Annotated in this window: 20 protein-coding genes; 16 read left to right on the top strand and 4 right to left on the bottom strand. The window is 70.6% G+C overall.

Translation table 11 applies throughout. From position 1 onward, the window contains the following. The first annotated feature begins 3 nt into the window (after nt 1–3). The 6 genes from rplR to sppA all read left to right on the top strand — a co-directional run bounded on the left by rplR (nt 4) and on the right by sppA (nt 4,023). Nucleotides 4–411, top strand: coding sequence for a 50S ribosomal protein L18 (rplR, locus tag MCHLDSM_RS19715; protein WP_048471635.1), 408 nt, complete (start codon nt 4–6; stop codon nt 409–411). Between the two features lie 25 nt (nt 412–436). Then, the gene (gene rpsE / locus MCHLDSM_RS19710; protein ID WP_082168989.1) at nt 437–1,102 is read left to right on the top strand and encodes a 30S ribosomal protein S5; all 666 of its coding nucleotides are present in this window, start codon (nt 437–439) and stop codon (nt 1,100–1,102) included. A 5-nt stretch (nt 1,103–1,107) separates the two neighbouring features. After that, nucleotides 1,108–1,287, top strand: coding sequence for a 50S ribosomal protein L30 (rpmD, locus tag MCHLDSM_RS19705; RefSeq protein ID WP_048419621.1), 180 nt, complete (start codon nt 1,108–1,110; stop codon nt 1,285–1,287). Nucleotides 1,288–1,291: 4 nt separating this feature from the next. Further along, nucleotides 1,292–1,735 carry a 50S ribosomal protein L15 gene (rplO, locus tag MCHLDSM_RS19700; protein ID WP_048471633.1) on the top strand — a complete coding sequence of 148 codons (444 nt, stop codon included), beginning with the start codon at nt 1,292–1,294 and terminating at the stop codon, nt 1,733–1,735. A gap of 115 nt (nt 1,736–1,850) precedes the next feature. Continuing rightward, entirely contained in the window at nt 1,851–2,195 is a 345-nt protein-coding gene (locus MCHLDSM_RS19695; protein WP_048419619.1) for a DUF732 domain-containing protein, read from the top strand. Between the two features lie 31 nt (nt 2,196–2,226). After that, entirely contained in the window at nt 2,227–4,023 is a 1,797-nt protein-coding gene (gene sppA / locus MCHLDSM_RS19690; protein WP_048471632.1) for a signal peptide peptidase SppA, read from the top strand. Here sppA and MCHLDSM_RS19685 read toward each other — a convergent pair. Genes MCHLDSM_RS19685 through MCHLDSM_RS19670 form a run of 4 tightly spaced genes read right to left on the bottom strand, consistent with a single transcriptional unit; the run spans nt 3,989 to nt 7,649 of the window. Then, complete coding sequence (locus tag MCHLDSM_RS19685; RefSeq protein ID WP_048471631.1) at nt 3,989–4,930, bottom strand: class I SAM-dependent methyltransferase; 942 nt, start codon at nt 4,928–4,930, stop codon at nt 3,989–3,991. The genes sppA and MCHLDSM_RS19685 overlap by 35 nt on opposite strands. Nucleotides 4,931–4,933: 3 nt before the next feature. Beyond that, on the bottom strand, nt 4,934–5,812 hold the full coding sequence (locus MCHLDSM_RS19680) for a class I SAM-dependent methyltransferase (RefSeq protein WP_048471630.1): 879 nt from the start codon (nt 5,810–5,812) through the stop codon (nt 4,934–4,936). Next, complete coding sequence (locus MCHLDSM_RS19675; RefSeq protein WP_048471629.1) at nt 5,809–6,714, bottom strand: class I SAM-dependent methyltransferase; 906 nt, start codon at nt 6,712–6,714, stop codon at nt 5,809–5,811. Before MCHLDSM_RS19675 ends, MCHLDSM_RS19680 begins: the two co-directional genes overlap by 4 nt. 8 nt (nt 6,715–6,722) lie before the next feature. Continuing rightward, nucleotides 6,723–7,649 carry a class I SAM-dependent methyltransferase gene (locus MCHLDSM_RS19670; protein WP_048471628.1) on the bottom strand — a complete coding sequence of 309 codons (927 nt, stop codon included), beginning with the start codon at nt 7,647–7,649 and terminating at the stop codon, nt 6,723–6,725. A 275-nt stretch (nt 7,650–7,924) separates the two neighbouring features. Here MCHLDSM_RS19670 and secY point away from each other — a divergent pair, with 275 nt between their 5' ends. From secY to MCHLDSM_RS19620, 10 genes are read left to right on the top strand one after another with little or no spacing between them, the layout of a single operon-like run. Beyond that, on the top strand, nt 7,925–9,262 hold the full coding sequence (gene secY, locus MCHLDSM_RS19665; RefSeq protein ID WP_048471627.1) for a preprotein translocase subunit SecY: 1,338 nt from the start codon (nt 7,925–7,927) through the stop codon (nt 9,260–9,262). Continuing rightward, nucleotides 9,259–9,804, top strand: a complete 546-nt coding sequence (locus tag MCHLDSM_RS19660) for an adenylate kinase (RefSeq protein WP_048419612.1) — start codon at nt 9,259–9,261, stop codon at nt 9,802–9,804. Before secY ends, MCHLDSM_RS19660 begins: the two co-directional genes overlap by 4 nt. Then, nucleotides 9,805–10,602, top strand: a complete 798-nt coding sequence (map, locus tag MCHLDSM_RS19655) for a type I methionyl aminopeptidase (RefSeq protein ID WP_048471626.1) — start codon at nt 9,805–9,807, stop codon at nt 10,600–10,602. Nucleotides 10,603–10,649: 47 nt separating this feature from the next. Then, entirely contained in the window at nt 10,650–11,165 is a 516-nt protein-coding gene (locus MCHLDSM_RS19650; protein WP_048471625.1) for a sigma-70 family RNA polymerase sigma factor, read from the top strand. After that, nucleotides 11,162–11,866, top strand: a complete 705-nt coding sequence (locus MCHLDSM_RS19645) for a zf-HC2 domain-containing protein (RefSeq protein WP_048471624.1) — start codon at nt 11,162–11,164, stop codon at nt 11,864–11,866. Before MCHLDSM_RS19650 ends, MCHLDSM_RS19645 begins: the two co-directional genes overlap by 4 nt. Nucleotides 11,867–11,915: 49 nt before the next feature. Then, the gene (locus MCHLDSM_RS19640; protein WP_048471623.1) at nt 11,916–13,562 is read left to right on the top strand and encodes a thiamine pyrophosphate-binding protein; all 1,647 of its coding nucleotides are present in this window, start codon (nt 11,916–11,918) and stop codon (nt 13,560–13,562) included. Then, complete coding sequence (locus MCHLDSM_RS19635; protein WP_048471622.1) at nt 13,543–14,193, top strand: hypothetical protein; 651 nt, start codon at nt 13,543–13,545, stop codon at nt 14,191–14,193. The genes MCHLDSM_RS19640 and MCHLDSM_RS19635 overlap by 20 nt, the downstream gene beginning before the upstream one ends. A 7-nt stretch (nt 14,194–14,200) precedes the next feature. Continuing rightward, entirely contained in the window at nt 14,201–15,223 is a 1,023-nt protein-coding gene (locus MCHLDSM_RS19630; protein ID WP_048471621.1) for a 3-oxoacyl-ACP synthase III family protein, read from the top strand. After that, the gene (locus tag MCHLDSM_RS19625; protein WP_048471734.1) at nt 15,223–16,248 is read left to right on the top strand and encodes a pyridoxal phosphate-dependent aminotransferase; all 1,026 of its coding nucleotides are present in this window, start codon (nt 15,223–15,225) and stop codon (nt 16,246–16,248) included. Before MCHLDSM_RS19630 ends, MCHLDSM_RS19625 begins: the two co-directional genes overlap by 1 nt. A gap of 8 nt (nt 16,249–16,256) precedes the next feature. Further along, nucleotides 16,257–16,772: a MarR family transcriptional regulator gene (locus MCHLDSM_RS19620; protein WP_048471620.1), complete on the top strand. Its 516-nt coding sequence runs from the start codon at nt 16,257–16,259 to the stop codon at nt 16,770–16,772. Nucleotides 16,773–16,918: the final 146 nt, after the last annotated feature.

Below are 16,918 nucleotides of genomic sequence, written 5' to 3'. Positions count from 1 at the left end.
CAGATGGCCACGAACACCAAAGAGAACGCCGGGCACACCCCGGTCGGCAAGAACATCTCCGAGACGCGACGTACCTCGCGGCTGCGCCGGCATGCGCGCCTGCGCAAGAAGGTCTCCGGTACGGCCGAGCGTCCGCGCCTGGTGGTCAACCGCTCCGCGCGGCACATCCACGTGCAGCTGGTCGACGACCTCGAGGGCGCCACGCTGGCCGCGGCCTCCTCGATCGAGGCCGACGTGCGGGCCGTGGAGGGCGACAAGAAAGCCGCCAGCGCGCGGGTGGGTCAGCTGATCGCCGAGCGCGCCAAGGCCGCCGGCATCGACGAGGTCGTGTTCGACCGCGGTGGGTACACCTACGGCGGACGGATCGCGGCGCTGGCCGACGCGGCACGCGAGAGTGGGCTGAAGTTCTGATGACTGTCAACGAGAGGACTGCATGATGGCCGAGCAGGCTGGCGCCGGTTCGGCGCAGGACAATCGCGGTGGCCGCGACGATCGCGGTGGCCGTGGCCGCCGTGACGACCGCGGCGGCCGGGGCGGACGTGACGACCGCGAGAAGAGCAACTACCTGGAGCGCGTCGTCGCGATCAACCGCGTCTCCAAGGTGGTCAAGGGCGGTCGCCGGTTCAGCTTCACCGCGCTGGTGATCGTCGGCGACGGTAAGGGCATGGTCGGCGTCGGCTACGGCAAGGCCAAAGAGGTGCCCGCCGCGATCGCCAAGGGCGTCGAGGAAGCACGCAAGAACTTCTTCCGGGTTCCGCTGATCGGCGGCACCGTGACCCACCCGGTCCAGGGTGAGGCCGCGGCCGGTGTGGTCATGCTGCGCCCGGCCAGCCCCGGTACCGGTGTCATCGCCGGCGGCGCCTGCCGCGCGGTGCTGGAGTGCGCCGGCGTGCACGACGTGCTGGCCAAGTCGCTGGGCAGTGACAACGCGATCAACGTGGTGCACGCCACCGTCGCCGCGCTGAAGCTGTTGCAGCGCCCCGAAGAGGTCGCGGCCCGCCGCGGTCTGCCGATCGAAGATGTAGCGCCCGCCGGCATGCTCAAGGCCCGTCGTGAGGCTGAGGCCCTGGCCGCCGGCGCCGCGCGTGAGGGAACGGCGTAAAGAACATGGCAGAGCTCAAGATCACCCAGGTGCGCAGCACCATCGGTGCGCGCTGGAAGCAGCGCGAGACCCTGCGCACGCTCGGGTTGCGCAAGATCCGCCAGTCCGTGGTGCGCGAGGACAACTCGCAGACCCGCGGACTGATCAAGACCGTGCACCACCTCGTCACGGTCGAGGAGGTATAGCGACATGGCACCCATCAAGCTGCACGATCTCAAGCCGGCTCCCGGCGAGAAGACCCCCAAGACCCGCGTGGGTCGCGGTGAGGGCTCCAAGGGCAAGACCGCCGGTCGCGGCACCAAGGGCACCGGCGCCCGCAAGAACGTCCCGGTGGGCTTCGAGGGCGGCCAGATGCCGATCCACATGCGGCTGCCCAAGCTGAAGGGCTTCCGCAACCGGTTCCGCACCGAGTACGGCGTCGTCAACATCGGCGACCTCGGCAAGGCGTTCCCCGAGGGCGGCACCGTCGGCGTCGACGAGCTGGTGGCCAAGGGGCTGGTGCGCAAGAACGTTCTGGTGAAGGTCCTGGGCGACGGCAAGCTGTCGGCCAAGGTCGACGTCACCGCGCACAAGTTCAGCGGCAGCGCCCGCGAGGCGATCACCGCCGCGGGCGGCACCGCCACCGAACTGTAAGTCGTTCCACAGCTGAGAACCCCCGCTCCGGCGGGGGTTTTTGGTTGGTGGCCGGTAACGTCGGAGCCGTCCCGGGCGATGACCCACCGACGGGGGAGAACAAGGAGCAGTCTCGATGAATCACCGGCGCACCGTGGTCACGGCGATTGTCGCCACCGGGATCGCCCTCGGTATGGCAGCACCGGCGCAGGCGCAGACGGCCGATCAGTGGTTCACCGACACCGTCGGCAAGATGAACATCCCCTTCGCGCCGGACACCGATCTTCCGCAGGTCGGCAAGCAGGTGTGCGAGATGCTGACCACATCGCTGTCGAGCAACTCCGTCAACCCGGTGCCCGCCGTGCGCGGCGTGCTCACCACGTTGACGAGCCGGGGCCTCGATCGCGCCCAGGCCGGCGGACTGCTCAAGGCGTCGGTACAGGCCTACTGCCCGCAGCACGCGCGCTTCGTCGGGCGCTGACCCCCACCCGGGCGTCGGTACGCTCGGTGCCATGATCTCTGTGCTCTCCGGCGTGCCCGGATTCCTGCCCGGCCCGGATGACTTCCGCGAGCTGGCCCGCAAGGTCGACACCGCCCGTCACCAAGGGGTGCCCGCCGGCTGCATCCTGGAGATCGATCTGCAGCAGATGCCCCCGGAGACCGCCGGTTTCGACCCGGTCGCCGTGGTTTCCGGGATCCTCGGAGCCAGCCGCCCGCTGCTGCTGCGTGAGACCATCGCCGCCATCCACCGGGCCGCCGAGGATCCCCGGGTCGCCGGCTTGATCGCGCGGGTCCAGCTCGATGCCGCCCCGCCGGGACCGGTGCAGGAACTGCGCGCGGCGATCGCCGCGTTCACCGAACGCAAGCCGTCGCTGGCCTGGGCCGAGACCTACCCCGGCACGCTGTCGTACTACCTCGCCTCGGCGTTCGGCGAGGTGTGGATGCAGCCGTCGGGCACGGTCGGGCTGGTCGGCTTCGCCACGAGCGCGCTGTTCCTGCGCGACGCCCTCGACAAGCTCGGTGTCGAGGCGCAGTTCACCGCCCGAGGCGAATACAAGTCCGCGGCGAACCTGTTCACCCAGGACGGCTACACCGAGGCGCACCGCGAGGCCGACACGGCGCTGGTGAACAGCCTGCGCTCCCAGGTGTGGGAGGCGGTGGCGGCGGCACGGAAGATCGATCCCGCCGCGATCGACGGGCTCGCTGACCGTGCGCCCCTGCTGCGCGAGGACGCGGTGACCGCGGGACTGGTCGACCGGATCGGCTTCCGCGACGAGGCCTATGCGCGGATCGCGGACATGACCGGCGCCGCGGGGGACGGGGACGCCGACGGCGACGACGCACCGCCGCGGCTCTTCCTGTCCCGGTACGCGCGGACCAGCCGGCCCTCGATGCCGACCCCGACGCTGCCGGGCCGCAAGGGCAAGCAGACGATCGCCGTCGTCACGCTGGCGGGGCCCATCGTGAGCGGCCGGGGCCGGCCGGTGTCGCCGTTCGGCGGCGCCAGCGCCGGCGGTGACACGATCGCCGCGGCGCTGCGACAGGCCGGCGCCGACGACGATGTGGCCGCGGTGGTGCTGCGCGTCGACAGCCCCGGCGGCTCGGTCACCGGATCGGAGACGATCTGGCGGGAGGTGGTGCGGCTGCGCGAGCGTGGCACGCCGGTGGTGGCGTCGATGGGCGCCGTCGCGGCCTCCGGCGGTTACTACGTGTCGATGGCCGCCGACGCCATCGTGGCCAATCCGGCGACCATCACCGGGTCGATCGGTGTCGTGACGGGCAAGCTCGTCGCCCGTGACCTTAAGGACCGGCTCGGCGTCGGCTCCGGAACCGTGCGCACCAACGCCAACGCCGATGCGTGGTCGGTCAACGCGCCGTTCACCGAGGAGCAGCAGGCGCACGTGGAGGCCGAGGCCGACCTGTTCTACACCGACTTCGTCCACCGGGTCGCCGACGGTCGCCGGATGAGTGCCGAGGCGGTCGACCAGGTGGCCCGTGGCCGGGTGTGGACGGGCGCCGACGCGCTCGAGCGCGGCCTGGTCGACGAGCTCGGCGGGCTGCGCACCGCCATCGCCCGGGCCAAGGCGCTCGCGGGGATCGACGAGGACACCAAGGTGCACATCGCTCACCTGCCCGGGTCGTCGCTGCGGGACATGCTGCGGCCCAAGGCGTCTTCGCAGCCTGCCGCCGCGTCGGTCACGGAGATGGTGAGCGCGTTGGCCGTTCGCTCGCTGACCGAGGTGGTCGATCAGTCCCAGCGGTCGCTCACCGGCGTCAACGTGCTGTGGCTGGGGGCGTCCCGGTACTGAGTTCGGCGCTCACGTAGACGATCTCGCCGAGGGGACCGTCCGGTGCGGCATCGCCGGGCGTGGGCAGCGCGAAACGGGCGAGCAGTTCGTCGCGCGGCGTACCGCTGACCTGCCAGCCGATCGATCGCAGGTAGTCCATCACCGGCGTGCGCTGCCCGGCGTAGACCAGCGAGGGCATGTCGATGTCGAGGCCGTGGTCGCGCAGCGGCGCCGACATGGCCCGCGCCTTCTCGGCGTCGAGGTCGACGATGCCCGGCGCCCACTCGGTGGCGATCGTGGATCCGGGCGCCGACAGCGCGGTGATCCGGTCGAACAGCTGGTCCTGCGCCTCGGGCGGCAGGTAGATCAGCAGTCCCTCGGCCAGCCAGGCCGTGCGGGCTGACGGGTCGAATCCGTTGTCGCGCAACGCTGCCGGCCAGTCGTCACGCAGGTCGATCGGGATCGCTCGGCGCGTCGCGGTGGGCTGCGCGCCGAGCCCGGCGAGTGTCGAGGTCTTGAACGAGATCACCTCGGGCTGGTCGAGTTCGAACACGCGTGTGCCGTCCGGCCACGGCAGACGGTAGGCGCGGGAGTCCAGACCCGAGGCCAGGATCACCACCTGCCGGGCGCCCGCGGCCGTCGACGCCAGCGCGCAGTCGTCGAAGAACCTGGTGCGCACCGCCATTCCGTTGACCATCGCCTCGGCCCGCTCGGGGGAGGCGTCGCCGAACACCGACAGGTCGAGTTCGCCGTCGATCATCATGGTGAAGAACTCGACACCGACCGCCCGCACCAGCGGCGCGGCGAACGGATCGTCGATCAGGGCGCCGGACGCTGCGCTCGCCATCGCCCGGCCCGCGGCGACCATCGTCGCCGTCGTTCCGACGCTGGACGCCAGGTCCCACGAATCATTGCTGCTGCGTGCCATGTGCTACTCCCGGTGAGCTGACAGGTATCCCGAATCGCCGACCATCGCGATCAGCGAGTCGGTCGGCGGGTCGAAACCGTGGGCCGCGTAGGCCTGTGCGTTGGGCAGCACCTGCACCCGCCAGCCGAGCTCACTCAGATGGTCACCCGCCGCGGTGCGCGGGCCGGTGTAGAACAGCGCGGACAGGTCGATGTCGCTGCCGTGGCGGCGGCTCAGGGCGCTGAGCTGTTTCGCCCATTCGCCGGTGAGCGCCTTCGGGTCCATGTGCTCGGTGGCCAGCACGCTGCCCGGTGCGGACAGCGCGCTGATGTGGTCCAGCAGCCGGTCCTGGGCCTCGGGCGGCAGGTAGATCAGCAGTCCCTCCGCGATCCACGCGGTCGGTGCTTTGGCATCGAAACCGTTGTCCTGCAATGCTTTCGGCCAGTCATCGCGAAGGTCGACGCCGACGGCCACCCGGGTCGCCGAGGGCGTCACCCCGGCGTCGGCGAGCACCCGGGTCTTGAACTCGATGACGCTGGGCTGATCGAGTTCGAACACGCGTGTGCCGGCCGGCCAGGGCAGCCGGTAGGCCCGGGTGTCCAGGCCCGAGGCCAGGATCACGACCTGCCGCACGCCGGCGTCGGCCGCATCGGTCAGCACGTCGTCGAAGAACCGGGTGCGCACGGCGATGTGCTCGCGCATCTCCTCGGGGATGTCGGTCTCTCCGCGGGCCACCGCGACGAAGTGGGGGACGCCGACGGCCTCGACCAGCAGATCGGCGTAGGGGTCGTCGATCAGCGGGTCGGGACCGCGGCTCGCCAACGCCCGCGACGCCGCCACCGAGGTCGCGGTCGCCCCGACGCTGGAGGCGAGATCCCAGGTGTCGCCCTCGGTGCGGCTCACGACTTCACCGCCGTGAGTGCCAACGAGTCCCGCAGCGGCGCCAGCGCGTCGCCGGTTCCGAACGTGCGCCCGTACCCGGCGAAGACCTCGGGGCGGGTCCGCGTGCTGACCTGCCAGCCCTGCCCGGACAGGTAGTCGGCCGGGGGAGTGCGCTCACCGGGATAGAACAGATCGGCGACGTCGACGTCGAATCCGTGATCGGACCACTGTGCGCTCAGCGCGCGGGCCCGCTCGCCGATGGAGGCGCCGGCGTCGGGATGGTATTCGGTGGCCAGTCGGCTGCCGGGTGCCGAGAGCGCCGTGACGTGGTCGAAGAGGCGGTCCTGCGCGTCCGGCGGCAGGTACACCAGCAGACCCTCGGCGCTCCACGCGGTGGGGACGGTCTCGTCGAATCCGTGGGCGCGCAGGGCGGCCGGCCAGTCGTCGCGCAGGTCGACGGCCACGGCCCGGTGCTGCGCCGACGGCGTGGCGCCGATGTCGGCCAGTGCCGCGGCCTTGAACTCGAGGACCTGCGGCTGGTCGATCTCGAACACGCATGCGCCGTCCGGCCAGGGCAGGCGGTAGGCCCGCGAGTCCAGCCCCGAGGCCAGGATGACCGCCTGCCGGACCCCGGCCGCGGCGGCGTCGAGGAAGAAGTCGTCGAAGAACCGGGTCCGCACGGCCATCACGTCGGTCATCAGCCGCGCTGCCCCGGAGTCGTCGGAGTCGGCGAACGTGAGCGTCCCGTCGACCACCTTGGTGAAGAAGTCGATGCCGACCGCGCGCACCAGGGGAGCGGCGTACGGGTCGTCGATCAGCGGGTCGGGTTCCCGGCTGGCGACGGCCCGCGCCGCGGCGACCATCGTCGCCGTCGACCCGACACTGGACGCCAGATCCCACCGGTCCCCTTCGGCGCGCGCCACGGCGGGGGCTACTTCGCCGCGCTGACGTAGACGACGTCGGCGAAGCCCTCGTCCGGGTTCATCGGCGGGAGGCCGTAGCGGACCAGCAGGTCGTTGGTGGGCGCGCCGTCGGCGGCCCAGCCGTGGCCGCGCAGGTACTCGGCGACCTCCGCACGCTCGCCGAGGAACACCAGTTCGGAGAAGTCGAGGTCGAAGCCGTGGCTGCGCCACAGATCGGTGGACTCCTTCATCTTCTCCCGCAGTTCCTCGGAGTCCCCTTCGTGGTGGGACGGCACGCCCTCGGCGGCCAGCCGGCTGCCCGGGGCGCTGAGCTCGTCGATCTGGTCCAGCAGCCGGTCCTGCGCATCGGGCGGCAGGTAGCCGAACAGCCCCTCGGCGATCCACGCGCTCGGGCGGCTCGAGTCGAAGCCCGCCTCGGCCAGGGCGGCCGGCCAGTCCTGGCGGAGGTCGATCGCGACGGTGCGGAGCTCGGTGGTCGGCCGGGCGCCGAGCCCGGCCAGGGTCTGCTTCTTGAAGGCGATGACCTCGGGCTGGTCGATCTCGTAGAGCACCATGTCGGCCGGCCAGTCCAGCCGGTAGGCGCGGGCGTCGAGGCCGGAGGCCAGGATGACGGCCTGGCGGACGCCGGCGGCCACCGCGTCGGCGAAGAAGTCGTCGAAGAAGCGGGTACGGGCGGCCATCCCGTCGGCGAAGCGGGTGATGCCGACGGGGGACTGGCCGCCATCGCCGGCGTCGAGGTCGGCCGGGGTGAGTTCGCCGGCGGCCAGCTTGGTGAAGAAGTCGACGCCCACCGCGCGGACCAGGGGTTCGGCGAAGGGGTCGTTGATCACCGGCTCGTCGGCCCGCGACGCCACGGCGCGCGCCGCGGCGACCATCGTGGCCGTCGCGCCGACGCTGGACGCGAGGTCCCAGGTGTCGTTGTCACTGCGTGCCATCGTCTGCTCCTCTCGGGGACATCAAATTACTTAGCTGGGTTAACCAAGCTTCGGTGGCGACTGTACTCCTCGAACCTGACCGCAGGCTTTCGCATTCCTGCGCTCACGGGATTCGGGCCAACCAAGATGCAACTGTTAGTCTCGTAGACTGTTCCAATCGCGTGACCTGCGCAGGCCCGTTGCCTGCCGGGGCCGTCGCGCACAAGACTTAACCGACGCTGGTCACGCCAGCCAAAGAGCACGCCGCGATCGACCCGGCCGTGCAGGAGGAAAGAGTGCTCTCGGCTTTCATCTCATCCCTGCGGACAGTCGACCTGAGGCGAAAGATCCTGTTCACGCTGGGCATCGTGATCCTCTACCGGGTCGGTGCCACGGTCCCGTCGCCCGGGGTCAACTACCCCAACGTGCAGCAGTGCATCGCCCAGGTCAGCGGTGGAGACTCCGCGCAGATCTACTCGCTGATCAACCTGTTCTCCGGCGGCGCGCTGTTGCAGCTGTCCGTCTTCGCCGTCGGCGTGATGCCCTACATCACGGCGAGCATCATCGTGCAGCTGCTCGGTGTGGTGATCCCACGGTTCGAGCAACTGCGTAAAGAAGGCCAGGCGGGTCAGGCGAAACTCACGCAGTACACCCGCTACCTGGCGGTCGCGCTGGCGATCCTGCAGTCCACCTCGATCGTGGCGCTGGCCGCCAACGGCGGGCTGCTGCAGGGCTGCACGCTCGACATCATCCAGGGCCAGAGCGAGGGCATGAACCTCTTCCGCCTGATCATCATCGTGCTGGTGATGACCGCGGGCTCGGCGCTGGTGATGTGGATGGGCGAGCTGGTCACCGAGCGCGGCGTCGGCAACGGCATGTCGCTGCTGATCTTCGCCGGCATCGCCGCCCGCATCCCGAGTGAGGGCAAGACGATCCTCGACGGCCGCGGCGGCATGGTGTTCACGCTGGTCTGCATCGCGGCGCTGATCATCATCGTCGGCGTCGTGTTCGTCGAGCAGGGGCAGCGCCGCATCCCGGTGCAGTACGCCAAGCGCATGGTCGGCCGGCGCATGTACGGCGGCACGTCGACCTACCTGCCGCTTAAGGTCAACCAGGCCGGCGTCATCCCGGTGATCTTCGCGTCGTCGCTGATCTACATCCCGCACCTGATCACCCAGCTGATCCAGAGCGCCAGCGACAACCCCGGCACCGGATGGTGGCAGACGTTCGTCGCCGACTACCTGACCAATCCGGCCGACCCGGTCTACATCGCGCTGTACTTCGGGCTGATCGTGTTCTTCACGTACTTCTACGTCTCGGTCACGTTCAACCCCGACGAACGCGCCGACGAGATGAAGAAGTACGGCGGGTTCATCCCGGGCATCCGGCCGGGCAAGCCCACCGCGGACTATCTGCGCTTCGTGCTGTCCCGCATCACGCTGCCGGGCTCGATCTACCTGGGCATCATCGCGGTCCTGCCGAACCTGTTCCTGGAGATCGGCAACACCGGTTCGGTGCAGAACCTGCCGTTCGGCGGTACCGCGGTGCTGATCGCGATCGGCGTCGCGCTGGACACCATCAAGCAGATCGAAAGCCAGCTCATGCAGCGCAACTACGAAGGGTTCCTCAAATGAGAATCGTGTTGTTGGGACCGCCCGGCGCGGGCAAGGGGACGCAGGCGCAGAAGCTGGCCGACAAGCTCGGGGTGCCGCACGTATCGACCGGTGACCTCTTCCGCTACAACATCAGCAACAACACCGAGCTCGGGGTGGAAGCCAAGAAGTACCTCGACGCCGGAGATCTGGTCCCCGCGTCGCTGACCAACGCCCTGGTGGACGACCGCCTCGACGACGAGGACGCCAAGGCCGGGTTCATCCTCGACGGGTTCCCGCGCTCGGTCGAGCAGGCCGAGGCGCTGGACCAGATGCTGGCCAAGCGCAATCTGTCGCTCGACGCCGTGCTCGAGTTCCGGGTTCCCGAGGAGGAGCTGGTGTCCCGGCTCCAGGGCCGCGGCCGCGCCGACGACACCGAGGACGTCATCCGCAACCGGTTCAAGGTCTACCGCGACGAGACCGCACCGCTGCTGGACTACTACAGCGAGACCCTGACGACCGTCGACGCCGTCGGCGAGCTCGACGAGGTCTTCACCCGGGCGCTCAAGGCGCTCGGCCGCTAGATGGTCTCTCTACCCGGCCTGCGGGGCCGCAAGGTCGTTCCCCAGCGCACCGCCGGGGAGCTCGACGCGATGGCCGCCGCGGGCGCGCTGGTCGCCGCGGCGCTGCGGGCGGTGCGCGAAGCCGCCGCGCCGGGGGTGTCGACGCTCGAGCTCGACGCCGTCGCCGAGGCGGTGATCCGCGACGGTGGCGGCATCCCGTCGTTCCTGGGGTATCACGGCTTCCCGGCCACCATCTGCTCGTCGGTCAACGAGCGCGTCGTGCACGGCATCCCGTCGGCTGACGAACTCCTGGCCTCCGGTGACCTGGTGTCGATCGACTGCGGCGCCATCCTGGACGGCTGGCACGGCGACTCCGCGGTCACGTTCGGTGTCGGCCCGCTGATCCCCGCCGACGAGGCGCTCTCCGAGGCCACCCGGGAATCGATGGAGGCCGGCATCGCCGCGATGGTGCCCGGCAACCGGCTCACCGACGTCTCCCACGCCATCGAGAACGGCACCCGCGCCGCCGAGAAGCGCCACGACCGCGCGTTCGGCATCGTCGCCGGCTATGGCGGGCACGGCATCGGCCGGCAGATGCACATGGACCCGTTCCTGCCCAACGAGGGCGCCCCGGGGCGTGGGCCGCACCTGGCGCCCGGCTCGGTGCTCGCGATCGAACCGATGCTGACCCTGGGCACCACCGAGACGCGCACACTCGGCGACGATTGGACCGTTGTCACCACGGACGGCTCCCGGGCCGCACACTGGGAACACACTGTCGCGGTCACCGATGACGGACCGAGAATTCTGACCCTCTGAGTGAACCGGACCGCCGCCGACGCCGTGTAGTAGACGGAGGTTGGGGAATGGACGATCCGGAGGCCGCCATGATGCGCGTGCTCTACGACGAACACGCCGCGGCGCTGTGGCGCTACGCGCTGCGGCTGACCGGTGACCGCGCCAGGGCTGAAGACGTCGTGCAGGAGACCCTGCTGCGGGCGTGGCGCCACCCCGAGGTCACCGCCGACGCGGACCGCTCGGCGCGGGCCTGGCTGTTCACCGTGGCGCGCAACATGATCATCGACGAACGCCGCAGCGCCCGCTTCCGCAACGAGGCGTCGGACCCGGTGCCCGACGACGTCGCCGACCGCGCCTCTTCGGACGAGGTGGACGCCGCACTGAACCGCATCCTGGTGGGCACCGCGCTCGCGCAGCTGTCCGACGAACACCGCGCCGTCGTCAAGCGGGCCTACTACCAGGGGTGGAGCACGGCACAGATCTCCGCGGACCTCGGCATCCCGGAGGGCACCGTGAAATCGCGACTGCACTACGCCATGCGTGCCCTGAGACTGGGCCTTCAGGAGATGGGAGTGACCCGATGACCGTCGACGACCGCTACCTGACCTGGGACGGCGCGTACGTGCTGGGGGCGTTGAGCAGCGACGAACGGCTCGAGTACGAGCGCCACCTCGAGGACTGCACCCGGTGCCGCACCGCCGTCGCCGAACTCGGCGGCATGCCGGGCCTGCTGGGGCTGCTCGACCTCGACGACGTGACCGCGCTCGACGACGAGCAACCGGACCCGCCGCTGCGGCCCGAGGTACGCGACGCCGTGCTGGCCAAGGTGCGCTGGCGACGACGCCGCAACCGGTGGGTGAACTCGGCGGTGATCGGGCTGGCCGCCGCGGTGCTGGCCGTGGGCGTCCTCCTGGTGGCCCGGCCGCAGATCATCGGGCTGCAGAACCGGCCCGACACCCAGAACACCGCCCAGATGATCGAGATGACGAAGGTGGCCCCCACCCCGATCAATGCCAGCATCGCGCTGACCGACTTCGGCTGGGGAACCCGCGTCGACATGGTGTGCACCTACGGCCAGTGGGGAAACAACGACGCCGCGCCGAAGGATCTGGGCATGGTGGTGCTCACCCGCGACGGAAACCGGTCGCAGATCGCGACGTGGCTCGGCGTGCCGGGCGCGACCGCACTGCCCAGCGGCACCACCCCGATCCAGCGCGACGACATCACCGCGGTGCAGATGGTGTCCGTCTCCGACGGAAAGGTGCTGCTGGAAAAGCAGCTCTGAACCAAACCGCCTCTGCCGTCGTGTCACCGGTGAAGGAAGGTGGTGCGGCATGGCCCAGGGGTATCGCGTCGTCGACGACATCGTCGACCGGTTGGCCGCCTGCGGCGTCCGGCACCTCTTCGGCGTCGACGGCGCGAACATCGAAGACCTCTTCGACGCCGCGGCCGGCCGCGAGGACATCGACATCATCCTGGCCAAGCACGAATTCGGCGCGGCCGCAATGGCGGACGGCTACAGCCGCAGCGGGGCCGGGCTCGGCGTGGTCGCCGCCACGTCGGGCGGCGGCTGCCTGAACCTCGTCCCGGGGCTCGGCGAATCACTGGCCCGGCGGGTGCCCGTGTTGGCGCTCGTCGGACAGGCCCCGACCCGGCTGGACGGCCGCGGCGCCTTCCAGGACACCAGCGGCGCCGACGGCGCGCTCGACGCCGAGGCGCTGTTCTCCGCGGTGTCGCTGTACTGCCGCCGCGTGACCCGGCCCGCCGACATCGTCTGCACACTGGCCGAGGCATTGTCCGCGGCCGCCACCGGTGGGCCCGCAGTGCTGTTGCTGCCCAAAGACATTCAGCAGTCCGTCCTGCCGCCGCTCGTCGGATTACCGACACCCCGGCATCTGCGCGCACCGCTTCCCGATCTGGCCGGCATCATCTGCGCTCTGCGCACGGCCGACGGGCCGGTGACCGTGATCGCCGGTGAGCAGGTCGCCCGCGACGACGCCCGCGCGGAACTGCGGCTACTCTGCGGCGCACTCGGTGCGCACCCTGCGACCGTGCCCGACGCGAAGGACGTCGCCCCCGGCGCGCCGGTCACCGGCGTGATGGGGCACCCCGGCGTCGCCGCCGAACTCGGGCGCAGCGCAGCCTGCCTGCTCGTCGGCACCCGCCTGGACGTCACGGCTCGCGCCGGCCTCGACGACGCCCTGGCCGCGGTCCCCACCCTGTCGATCGGATCGGCCGCGCCGTATGTGGCGACCACCCACTGCCGGGCCGACGACCTGCGCGCGGCCCTCCCCGCACTCGCCGCCGCCGTCCGCCGGGGATCCGGCTCTCCACGAAAACCGTTGCCGTTCAACGAACTGACACCCCCGCCGACCGATGGTCCCGGAGTGCGGTACCGCACCGCGCTGCACGCGATCGATGCCGCCCTGCCCGCAGGCACCGACATCGTCGTCGACGCCGGCAACATCGGCGCGGCGGCCATCCACCACCTGCCCGCGCGCGCCGACGGCAGATTCCTCGTCGCCCTCGGCATGGGCGGCATGGGCTACAGCTTCGGCGCGGCCGTCGGCAGCGCGGCGCACCGCGGCCGTCGCACCGTGGTGATCGCCGGCGACGGTTCCTTCTACATGCACGGCATGGAGATCCACACCGCGCTGCGCCATCGGCTGCCGATCACGTTCCTGCTCTTCGACAATCACGCGCACGCGATGTGCGTGACCCGCGAGCACCTGTTCTACGGGGGCGGCGACGGCCGGAACCGCTTCGGCGCGAGCCGGTTGGGCGCCGGGCTGGCCGCGATGTTCCCCGGGCTGCCCAGCGTCGACGTCGATACGGCGCACGATCTGCCCGCCGCCCTGCGCACCGCCCTGGCCTCCGACGGCCCGTCGGTGGTCGCCGTCGAATGCTCACCCGACGAAATCCCGCCGTTCGCGGCGTTTCTCACCCAGAAGGAGTCCCCGCATGTCGCTGCGCACGCTTGACGAGATCGACGGTCTGATCCGCATCGAGACGTCCCCCAAGGAACAGGCTACGCCGATCATCATGGAGCGGATGCGGTCGGTGTACCCGCACGACCAGGTGTTCGGCACCTACTGCACCGTCAACGACTACATCGACTGCCCACCCGACGAACTGTTCGACTACCTCACCGACACCCGCTGTCTGGAGGAGTGGACGTCCAGCCTGCGCGGCTTCACCCCGACCGACGAGCCCGGACTGTGGCTCGCCCACGACCGGCTGGGTGCGGGTGCGGGCGGTCCCGGCAGCGCGATCTACACCCGCACCGTCGCGCACCCCGAGGCGATGACCGTCGACTACCACTGCGCCTGGGACCAGGGCAAGCACCTGTGGATGATCTACCTGATGCGGGTCGTCGACGCGCAGGTCGTCTTCGACAAGCCCGGGTCGGTGGTGCTGTGGACGAACTGTCACCACCCGTTCTACGACCACAACCCCTATCCGGAGACCGCGCCCGCAGGCAGGCCGGTGTGGGTGGGTGACTTCTGGGACATGTTCGGGCCCGGCCACCAGCTCGAGCTGACGAACCTCAAGGTGATCGCCGAACACCGGCACCGCAACGGCCTGCCGGTCACGCCGGCTTGGATGAGATGAGAACGCCGTGACCACAACCGAACCCGTGAGCCTGCTCGACGTGTCCGTGCATCTGCCCGGCGAACCGATCGACGCCGAGTACTACGCGCAGTTCGCGGAGACCGACGAACTGCGGGAGAACCGGATGTTCCGTGCGCCGCGGCACCGCCACCACGTTGCGCCCGGCACCACCGCGGCCGACATGGTCGAACGCGCCGCCGCCGGCCTGCTCGAGCGCCACGGTGAGGACATGGTCCGCGGTGCCGATGTGCTGATCACCCACACGCAGCTGCCGGACATGCCGTTCTACGGTGCAGGCGGGGCGATCGCCCACCGGCTCGGGATGAAGCCGCGGCACGTGATCGACCTGCACAACGGCGGGTGCGCCGCGTTCGTGCTGGGATTGGGTCTGGCCCGCACGCTGCTCGCCGCCGGCGAGGGCCGCACCGCCCTGATCGCGGTCGTGCAGAACGCGGCGGGGCAGATCTTCGACCAGCCCACCATCCGGACCAAGGCACAGGCCGCGGTGCCCGGCGACGGCGCGGCCGTCGGTCTGGTCACCCGGTCGGACGCCTCGCCGATCCTCGCCGTCGAATGCCGCACCTACGGCGAATACGCGGGCGACATGACCATCGCGGTCGATCCGCCACGGCTGTGGTGGCAGGCCGGCCCCGGTGAGGGATGCATCGGCTTCACCGAGGCCAAGATCACCAAGGTGCTGGCCCGCGGCAACCGCCAGGTACCCGAGGTGAGCTACGCCGTCTGCGACCGGCTCGGCCTGGCGCCCGACGACATCGACCTGTTCGTCAGCAACCAGCCCAACAGGGTGTTCCTCCGCAACTGGCGGGAGGCGCTCGAGGTGCCCGAGTCGAGACACGTCGACACGTTCGACGAGTGCGGCAACCTGTTCGCCGCGGGCATCCCGGTGAACCTCGACCGGGCCGTCACCGACGGCCGCGTGCGGGCCGGGGACACCGTGCTGATGGCGGCCTTCGCGCACGCCGGCGACTTCGCCGGTGCGGCCGCCGTGCAGTGGGGCGGACGCCCCTGATGGCCGCGCGCGACACCGCGGCGGTGGCCGTGCTTCCCGACGCGGTGAACCCGTGTGCGTTGTCGCTCAACGAGAGTCCGTTCCCACCGCTGCCCGCGGTACGCGCCGCCGTGCGGGCGTCGCTGGACTCGCTGAACCGCTATCCGGAGTTCCTGCCGCACCGGCTTCGGTCGGTCATCGCGGGCCGCCTCGGGGTGGCTGCCGATCAGGTGGTGATCGGGGAGGGGGCGACGGGCGTGCTGATGCAGGTGCTGCACGCGCTGACCAGTCCCGGCGACACCCTGGTGATGTCGACGCCGACGTTCGACGGCTACCCGATCCTGGCGCGGATGGCGCGGCTGCGGCCGGTGACGGTTCCGCTCGACCGGCACGGCCACCACGACCTCGACGCGATGGCCGACGCCGCGGTCGGCGCACGGGTGGTGGTGGTGTGCCGCCCGCACAATCCGACGGGCACGGTGGAGCAGGTGAGCGCTCTCGAACGGTTCCTGAGCCGGGTGCCCGCCGACACCGTGGTGTTGCTCGACGAGGCGTACGTGGAGTTCCTGGCCCCCGAACACCGCGTCGACGCCGTCGACCTGGTGCACCGGTTCGGCAACGTCGTGGTGGTGCGCACGTTCTCGAAAGCCTATGGGCTGGCGGGGCTGCGGGTCGGCTACGGCTTCTGCGCGCCGGCGCTGGGGCGGGCACTGTGGGCGATGCAGCTGCCGTTCGGGGTGTCGCTGCCCGCGCTGGTCGCCGTCGTCGCCTCCTATGAGGCGGAAAACCAACTGCGTCAACGGATCCGGACCATCACGGCGGAACGCCGGCGGCTGCAGATGAGGCTGCGCGCGATGGGCGTCTACACCACCGACGCGCAGGCGAACTTCGTGTACCTGCCCGGCGCCGCGGTGCGCTGGAGCGACGCGTTCGACGGCTCCGGGCTGCTGGTCCGACGGTACGACGACGGCGGCGTGCGCATCACCGTCGGCTCCCGGGCGTCCACGCGGGCGGTGATCCGCACCGTCGCAGCAGCGATGCGGTAAGAAGAGGCGTGGCCAGCGAGTCGGACAGGCGTTCGGAGCGACGGGATCCGATCGCGGCGGCGCGCGCCAACTGGGAGCGTTCCGGGTGGGGCGACGTGGCCGACGGCATGGTCGCGGTGACGTCGGTGATGCGCGCGCATCAGATCCTGCTGGCCCGCGTCGAGAACGCGTTGCGGCCCTACGACCTCAGCTTCTCGCGGTTCGAGCTGCTGCGGCTGCTGGCGTTCAGCCGCGCCGGCGCGCTGCCGATCACCAAGGCCTCCGACCGGCTGCAGGTGCACGTCACCAGCGTCACCCACGCGATCCGGCGACTGGAGGCCGACGGGCTGGTCGAGCGGATCCCACATCCGACCGACGGGCGGACCACGCTGGTGCGGCTGACCGAGCTGGGCCGCTCCACTGTCGAGGACGCCACCGTCACGCTCAACAACGACGTCTTCGCCGACATCGGCATCACCGACGCGCAGTCGCGCGCGCTGGCCGAGTCGATCCGCGCGCTGCGTCACTGCGCCGGCGACTTTTAACGGGCCGGGGTGCCCCGCGGAATAGCATTCCCGGCTGTAAAAAGCCGGGCGGATTCATACGGTCACTGCAACATCCGGTGGTGTGAGGGGTTGCTGAGTGACCAGTGGGCGGCGGTTCGGGTCTGAGGTTCGGCGCGAGTTCTATG

The sequence above is a fragment of the Mycolicibacterium chlorophenolicum genome (genome assembly GCF_001044235.1).
Classification (GTDB): domain Bacteria; phylum Actinomycetota; class Actinomycetes; order Mycobacteriales; family Mycobacteriaceae; genus Mycobacterium; species Mycobacterium chlorophenolicum.
Note: the sequence above shows the minus strand (reverse complement) of the source record. Positions and strands in the feature narration are given on the sequence as shown.